The sequence below is a fragment of the Streptomyces lushanensis genome (genome assembly GCF_001700515.1).
In the GTDB taxonomy this organism is placed as follows: Bacteria; Actinomycetota; Actinomycetes; order Streptomycetales; family Streptomycetaceae; genus Streptomyces; species Streptomyces lushanensis.
This window is the reverse complement of sequence record NZ_MAUD01000586.1, coordinates 1-6545: the sequence shown is the minus strand read 5'-3', so window position 1 is coordinate 6545 and position 6545 is coordinate 1. Positions and strand designations below refer to the sequence as shown.

6 protein-coding genes are annotated in these 6545 nt (G+C 72.3%); 4 read left to right on the top strand and 2 right to left on the bottom strand.

The features are described from left to right. A partial coding sequence (locus BFF77_RS31600; protein ID WP_141698598.1) for a P-loop nucleotide/nucleoside kinase family protein occupies window positions 1-526 on the bottom strand: 526 nt, incomplete at its 3' end. Window positions 527-753: 227 nt separating this feature from the next. On the opposite strand from BFF77_RS31600, the gene BFF77_RS31595 reads away from it, so the two are divergent. The 3 genes from BFF77_RS31595 to BFF77_RS31585 all read left to right on the top strand — a co-directional run bounded on the left by BFF77_RS31595 (window position 754) and on the right by BFF77_RS31585 (window position 4622). After that, window positions 754-948, top strand: a complete 195-nt coding sequence (locus BFF77_RS31595; protein ID WP_066956919.1) for a hypothetical protein — start codon at window positions 754-756, stop codon at window positions 946-948. 91 nt (window positions 949-1039) lie between these two features. Beyond that, window positions 1040-1489 (top strand): hypothetical protein, encoded by a 450-nt coding sequence (locus tag BFF77_RS31590; RefSeq protein ID WP_066956916.1) that lies wholly within the window; start codon window positions 1040-1042, stop codon window positions 1487-1489. Window positions 1490-1805: 316 nt separating this feature from the next. Further along, window positions 1806-4622, top strand: coding sequence for an AfsR/SARP family transcriptional regulator (locus BFF77_RS31585; protein ID WP_245703955.1), 2817 nt, complete (start codon window positions 1806-1808; stop codon window positions 4620-4622). A gap of 93 nt (window positions 4623-4715) precedes the next feature. Here BFF77_RS31585 and BFF77_RS31580 read toward each other — a convergent pair whose 3' ends face one another. Further along, complete coding sequence (locus BFF77_RS31580; protein ID WP_066956913.1) at window positions 4716-5687, bottom strand: ROK family protein; 972 nt, start codon at window positions 5685-5687, stop codon at window positions 4716-4718. Between the two features lie 194 nt (window positions 5688-5881). On the opposite strand from BFF77_RS31580, the gene BFF77_RS31575 reads away from it, so the two are divergent. Then, the coding region (locus tag BFF77_RS31575) for a LacI family DNA-binding transcriptional regulator (RefSeq protein WP_141698597.1) at window positions 5882-6545 on the top strand (664 nt) is incomplete at its 3' end.

Genomic DNA, 6545 nt, shown 5'->3' with positions numbered 1-6545 from the left:
GGGAGACGGCCGTCTCCCGGGCCGTGAGTCCGGTGTTGTCGATGACATGGGCGTCGCCGGTCAGCCAGCCGAGCGCGGCGCGGTAGGGTTCGATGTGCTCGTAGCACCACTGCCGGGTGCGCTCGTTCGTCTCGGGATCGCCCTCCGCCAACTGACGAGCCGCAATCCGACCTCGCAGGATCGTTTCGTCTGTAGCCAGCAACACATGACGCACCGGGATACGGCGGGAGGCGAGCCCGCCGAAGATCTCGTCCCGGTACTCCTGCCGCAGCAGGGTCATGGGCACGACCAGCGCCCCGCCCAGCTCGGCCAGCAGGGCCGCCGCGGTGTCGACCACCAGACGCCGCCAGATCGGCAGGTCCTGGTAGTCGCCGACCTCGGCGAGCCGCTTCTGCGGCAGCAGCTGCTCCACTTCCCCGCCGATCAGTTCGGGGTCGTACAGTGTGCAGTTCGGGATCAGGTCGATCAGTTCGCGTGCGGTACTGGTCTTGCCCGCGCCGAACGCACCGTTGATCCAGACGATCACGGTTCCCCCTCTTCCGTAGCCCCCAGTGGACTGCCCGCAACAACCTGCCCCGGAAACCCCCCGCCCGATCGGGCCATGGGCCCGCACGCGGTGCTGTGGCCGAGCTGTGGCCGGTTCGATGTCGTACCGAGGCCGGGAACGTCCACTGTACGAACCGATGTCCGTTCCGGGCCGTAACACAACCCCGAGGAACATCGTTGGAACTCGATGTGACAAGGGGGCATCCAATGTGTCGGACGGTGCTGGAGAAATTTCCCGCGGGAGGGCCGCGCGGCAGTTGGCCCGCGGAGGAGTTCGCGCGGGCGCGCAGGGACGAGGGGACACCGGCGGAGGTCGTGATGGATCTCGACTCGGACGTCTTCCTCGTGGTCGTGCCGCAGCAGGCGACCGAGTCCGCATCGCGGCCACCGTCACAGCCGTAGTCGTAGGAGTACGTGAGGGCCTGTCCGCGCGCCCCTCCCGTACCCGAGCCGGTTCCGCACCCGAGCGCCGTACGACCCGGAGACATCCGTTATGCGTATACCCGGAACACCGGCCGCTCCGGCCGTTCCCGCCGTCCCCACCGCGCCCGCGGGCCCGGGACGGCGCCCCGGACGCCGCCGCGGGCGGCGGTCCGCCCTGACGCTCGCGCTGGCGGGCATCGCCGTCTCACTGGCCGCGCCCTCCGCGACGGCCGACAGCAGCGCCTGCACCCACCATTTCTCCGGTCCGCAGATCTGTATCCGGCTGGACGGCGAGGGCGGCAGGAACGCGGTCACCGGCATCTGGACCAACCCGCCGGACCATGTCACCGCCCGGCCGGTGTCGCTCTTCCGCGACGGGCAGCACCTCGACACGGCGACGGCCACCCGCTCCGACAAGGCGCTGACCTATCGCTGGCCCACGGCGGACACCGGCAACGGCGTCGAGCTGTGCGTGAAGTTCCGCGGCAGCCGGCGCGTGGCGTGCCAGACGACCCGGTAGGACCGTGCCTTCCCGTACCGTTCCCGTACCGGAGGCGGAGGATCCGCCTCGCACGCGGGCATCGGGAGCACCGAAGCACCCGCGTACCGGAGCCCCGGACGAGCCGGCCGGACCACGCCCCCCGTGCGTGGCCCGGCCCGGAGCCGAATCGCGGCCGTGCCCCCCGCCGCTCCCCCCATCGGCTCCCGTGCCGAGGTGTACTCTCCTTGGCCAGCTTTGGGCCAACCTTGAGAAGACCTGGAATCAGCAGGTCGGCCCGGGCTTTCAACGCTAAGGTCCGGGCCAGGGGGTGATCGGATTGCCGGTGGAGTTCGGCTTGCTCGGATCCATCGACGTGCGGCTCGACGGCCGGCCGGTGGAGTTGGGACATGCCCGGCAGCGGTGTGTGCTGGCGGCGCTGATGGTCGACGTGAACCGGGTCGTGTCGGTCGACCAGTTGATCGACCGGGTATGGGGCGAGCGCTCTCCGCAGCGGGCGCAGGCGTCCCTCTACAGCTACATCTCCCGGCTGCGCCAGGCCCTTTCCCCGGCCGCCGACGCGGACATCGAGCGGCGCCCCGGCGGCTACGTACTGAACGCCGACACCTCCGCGGTGGACCTGCACCGCTTCCGCGAACTGGTCGAGCGGGCGCGCACGGTGGACGACGGCGAGGCGGAGGCCCTGTTCGAGGAGGCGCTCGCGCTCTGGCACGGTGATGCCGCGACCGACCAGGACACCCCCTGGTTCAACTCCCTGCGCGAGGCCCTGCTCCGGGAGAGACACGCGGCCGAACTGGACCTGGTGGACATCCGGTTACGGTCGGGGCGGCACACCGGACTGCCCGCCGAACTCACCACCCGCGTCGAGGCGCACCCGCTGGACGAGCGGCTGGTCGGCCAGCTCATGCTGGCCCTGTACCGCGACGGCCGGCCCGCCGACGCCCTCGCCCGCTACGAGGAGCTCCGCGAACGGCTGGCCACGGAGCTGGGCACCGACCCGGGACCGCCGCTGCGCGAGCTGCGTCAGCGGATCCTCACGGCCGATCCGGCGCTCGACGAACCCGCGCCCGCGACCACGCATGGCTTCCCCGGTTCATCCGTGGAGTCGGCGCCGCCGCCCGCTCCCGTACCGCGCCAACTGCCCGCCCCGCCGCCGATGTTCACCGGCCGCAACAGCGAACTCGCCCGTCTGGGCAAGCTGCTGGAGCCGGGGGCCGAGCGCGGCGGCACCGTGGTGATCTCGGCGATCGGCGGCACCGGCGGCATAGGCAAGACCTGGCTGGCCCTGCGCTGGGCCCACAGCTGCCAGGAGCGCTTTCCCGACGGTCAGCTCTACGCCGATCTGCGCGGTTTCTCGCCGTCCGGAGACCCCGTACCGGCGGCGGTGGCGGTACGCGCCTTTCTGGAGGCCCTCGGAGCGCCTCCGGGCACGATCCCGGCGGACCCGGACGCGCAGGCCGCGCTCTACCGGAGCCTGACCGCGGGCAAACGCCTGCTGATCCTGCTCGACAACGCCCGTTCCACCACCCAGGTCCTGCCGCTGCTGCCCGGCAGCCCCACCTGTACGGTCCTGGTCACCAGCCGCCATCAGCTCACCGGGCTCACCGCCGCGCACGGCGGCGCACCCCTCACACTGGATGTGCTCACCGACACGGAAGCGCTCGAACTGCTGACGCGTCATCTCGGCACCGCCAGGATCGCCGCCGAACCCGACGCCGCCGCCACACTGCTCAAGCACTGCGCCGGGCTGCCGCTGGCCATCAGCATCCTGGCCGCGCGCGCCACGATGAATCCCGCGCTGTCGCTCGCCGCGCTGGCCTCGGAGCTGCACGAGGCGGCGACCCGGCTCGACGCCCTGGACGCGGGTGAGACGGCGACGGACCTGAGGGCGGTCTTCGCCTCCTCGTACGAGGCTCTCGACGCGCCCACGGCCCGGGTGTTCCGGCTGCTGGGACTGGCGCCGGGCGCCGACATCGGACTGCCCGCCGCCGCCAGTCTCACCGGGCTTCCGCCCTCCCGCCTCCGAGCCCATCTGCGTACGCTGCACGCCGCGCATCTCGTCCAGGAGCACATGCCTCACCGCTACACCTGTCATGACCTGCTGCGCGCGTACGCCACCGAACTCGCCCAGAGCTTCGACACCGAGGCCGAGCGCACCGCCGCGCTCGACCGGCTGCTCGACCACTACGTGCACACCGCGTACGCCGCCGACAGACTGCTCCTTCCGCACCGGGACCCGCTCACGCTGCCGGCGCCGGCGGAGGGCCTGACGCCGGAACAACTCGTCGGCCACGAGGAGGCGATGGAGTGGTTCAGCCGCGAACACACGGTGCTGACCGCCGCCGTCGAACACGCCGCGCGCCTCGGCCTCGACACACGTGTGTGGCAGCTGGCGTGGGCCACGGTCACCTTCCAGTCGCGGCGCGGGCACTGGCACGAGGTGGAGAGCGTGCAGCGCGCCGCGCTGGCCGCGGCCGTTCGGCTGGGCGACCGCTCGGCACAGGCCGAGTGCCGCCGGGGACTGGCCTGGGCCCTCGCCCAGACCGCCCGGACCGGCGAGGCCAGGAACGAACTTGAGCTGGCGCTCGCCCTGTCGGGGGATCTCGGTGACGACACGGGCAGGGCGCACGCCCATCTCACCCTGAGCTGGCTGGACGAGCTGGAGGGAGACGCGCGGGCCGCCTTCGAGCACGATCTGACAGCCCTCGGTCTCTTCACGTCGAGCGGCCACCGCTCGGGACGCGCGCGGGCGCTGAACGCGCTCGGCTGGGACCGTATCCAGCACGGCGACCACCAGCAGGCCGTCCTCGACTGCGAGGAGGCCCTGGCCCTGCAACAGGAACTCGACGACGAACGCGGCCAGGCGGGCACCTGGGACACCCTCGGCTACGCCTATCAGCGGATCGGCGACTACGGGAGGGCCAAGGAGTGCTTCCAGCACAGTCTGCGGCTCAACCGGGCGCTGGGCCATCGCTTCAACGAGGCGGAGACCCTGATCCACCTCGGCGAGACCCACCGGGAGACGGGCGCGCTGCCCGCCGCGCGCGAGGCGATGCAGCAGGCCCTCACGATCCTCATCGGCATCGGCCATCCCCAGACCGAACTCAACCGTGTCCGCGCGATGCTCCAGGAGCTGAACACCCCGACAGCCTGACCCGCCGTGGCCCCGGGGCCGCGGCCGGAGCGGGCCCCGGTCCCGGCGGGCCCGCCCTTCCGTGGCCCGGCGGCCGTGGCCGGGCGACCGGGGTCAGGCGACCGAGGTCGGCGTGGCCTCCACCGGCGCGGCCTCGTCCCGTATCGCCAGCGTCGCCGCCGCCGCGCCCACCAGGCCCGCGTCCGTGCCCGTCAGCGCCGGCGCGATCTTGATCCCGTGGACGAAGGAGAGCGTCGCGTAGTCCTGGAGCGAGCGGCGCAGCGGCGCGAAGAGCAGCTCGCCCGCGTTCGCGACCCCGCCGCCGATGACGGCGATACGGATCTCCACCAGCGTGGCGGTCGCGGCGATCGCCGCGGCCAGCGCCTGCGCCGCCCGGTCGAAGGACGCGACGGCGACCGGATGTCCCGCCCGCGCGGCGGCGGCCACCGCGGCGGCGGAGGTGTCACCGTCCGGCCCCGACTCCCAGCCGCCCTCCAGGGCCCTGCGGGCGATGTTGGGCCCGCTGGCGATGCGCTCCACACAGCCGCGCGAGCCGCAGGGGCAGAGATCGCCGTCCAGGTCCACGCTGATGTGCCCGATGTGCCCCGAGTTGCCGGTCGGCCCCGCGTGGACCTTCCCGTTCAGTACGAGCCCGCCGCCGACTCCGGTCGAGACCACCATGCACAGCGCGTTGTCGTAGCCGCGCGCCGCGCCCTGCCAGTGCTCCGCCGCGGTCATCGCGACCCCGTCGCCGACGAGCGTCACCGGCAGCCCGCCGGTGGCCCGCGCCACCCGCTCGACCAGCGGAAAGCCGTGCAGCCCCACGACGTTGACCGGGTTGACCGTACCGGCCGAGGCGTCCACGGGACCGGCACTGCCGATGCCCACGGCCGTCGCCGACGCCCGGAGCGGAGAGGCCAGGACCTCGGCGAGGACCTCCTCGACGGCCCGCATCACCGTCTCGCCGTCCTCCCGCGCGGGTGTCGGCCGCTGCGCCCGTACGAGGATCCTGCCGCCGCCGTCCACCAGCGCGCCGGCGATCTTGGTTCCGCCGATGTCGAGTGAGACAACGGAGTCGGTATGCATCGGGTCGGATCTCCCGGGGATGAGGCATCCCCGCCTGTATGGGGGGATGTACGGACCTGCGGCTTCGGTGAACAGTCTCCATTCACCTGACAACGTTGTCCAGGGCCTATGCTCGTCGCCACGGCCGAGGATGGCAATCCTCCGTCGCATCCGCCCGGAGAATCACCGAAGAAATGACGACAGGACAGCGCACTGTGGCAGACACCGCCCGCCGCCCCGAGCCCCGTTACGGTAACCGGCCCACGATGAAGGATGTGGCCGCACGGGCCGGGGTCGGGCTCAAGACGGTCTCGCGCGTGGTCAACGCGGAACCGGGTGTCACGCCCGACACGGAGCGCCGGGTGCAGGAGGCCATCGAGGCGCTGGGCTTCCGCCGCAACGACTCGGCGCGGGTGCTGCGCAAGGGCCGTACCGCCAGTATCGGTCTGGTCCTGGAGGATCTCGCCGACCCGTTCTACGGTCCGCTGAACCGCGCCGTGGAAGAGGTCGCCCGCGCCCATGGCGCGCTGCTCATCAACGGTTCGAGCGCCGAGGACCCGGACCGCGAGCAGGAACTGGTGCTGGCGTTGTGCGCGCGCCGGGTGGACGGGCTGATCGTGATCCCGGCCGGGCACGACCACCGCTATCTGGAGCCCGAGATCAAGGCCGGGGTGGCGACCGTCTTCGTGGACCGGCCGGCCGGCCGTATCGACGCGGACACGGTGCTCTCCGACAGCTTCGGCGGTGCCCGCTCCGGCGCGGCGCATCTCATCGCGGGAGGCCATCGCAGGATCGGTTTCATCGGTGACCAGCCCAGGATCCACACGGCCATCGCGGTGCGGTATCCGCGCAGCCGCTCGATGGCCGTGTGGATCCTGG

What these genes read in the sequence shown, in the direction of transcription:
- BFF77_RS31595 (WP_066956919.1), top strand. Translation starts at nt 754, where the DNA reads ATGTGTCGGACGGTGCTGGAGAAATTTCCCGCGGGAGGGCCGCGCGGC.
- BFF77_RS31590 (WP_066956916.1), top strand. Translation starts at nt 1,040, where the DNA reads ATGCGTATACCCGGAACACCGGCCGCTCCGGCCGTTCCCGCCGTCCCC.
- BFF77_RS31580 (WP_066956913.1), bottom strand. Translation starts at nt 5,687, where the DNA reads ATGCATACCGACTCCGTTGTCTCACTCGACATCGGCGGAACCAAGATC.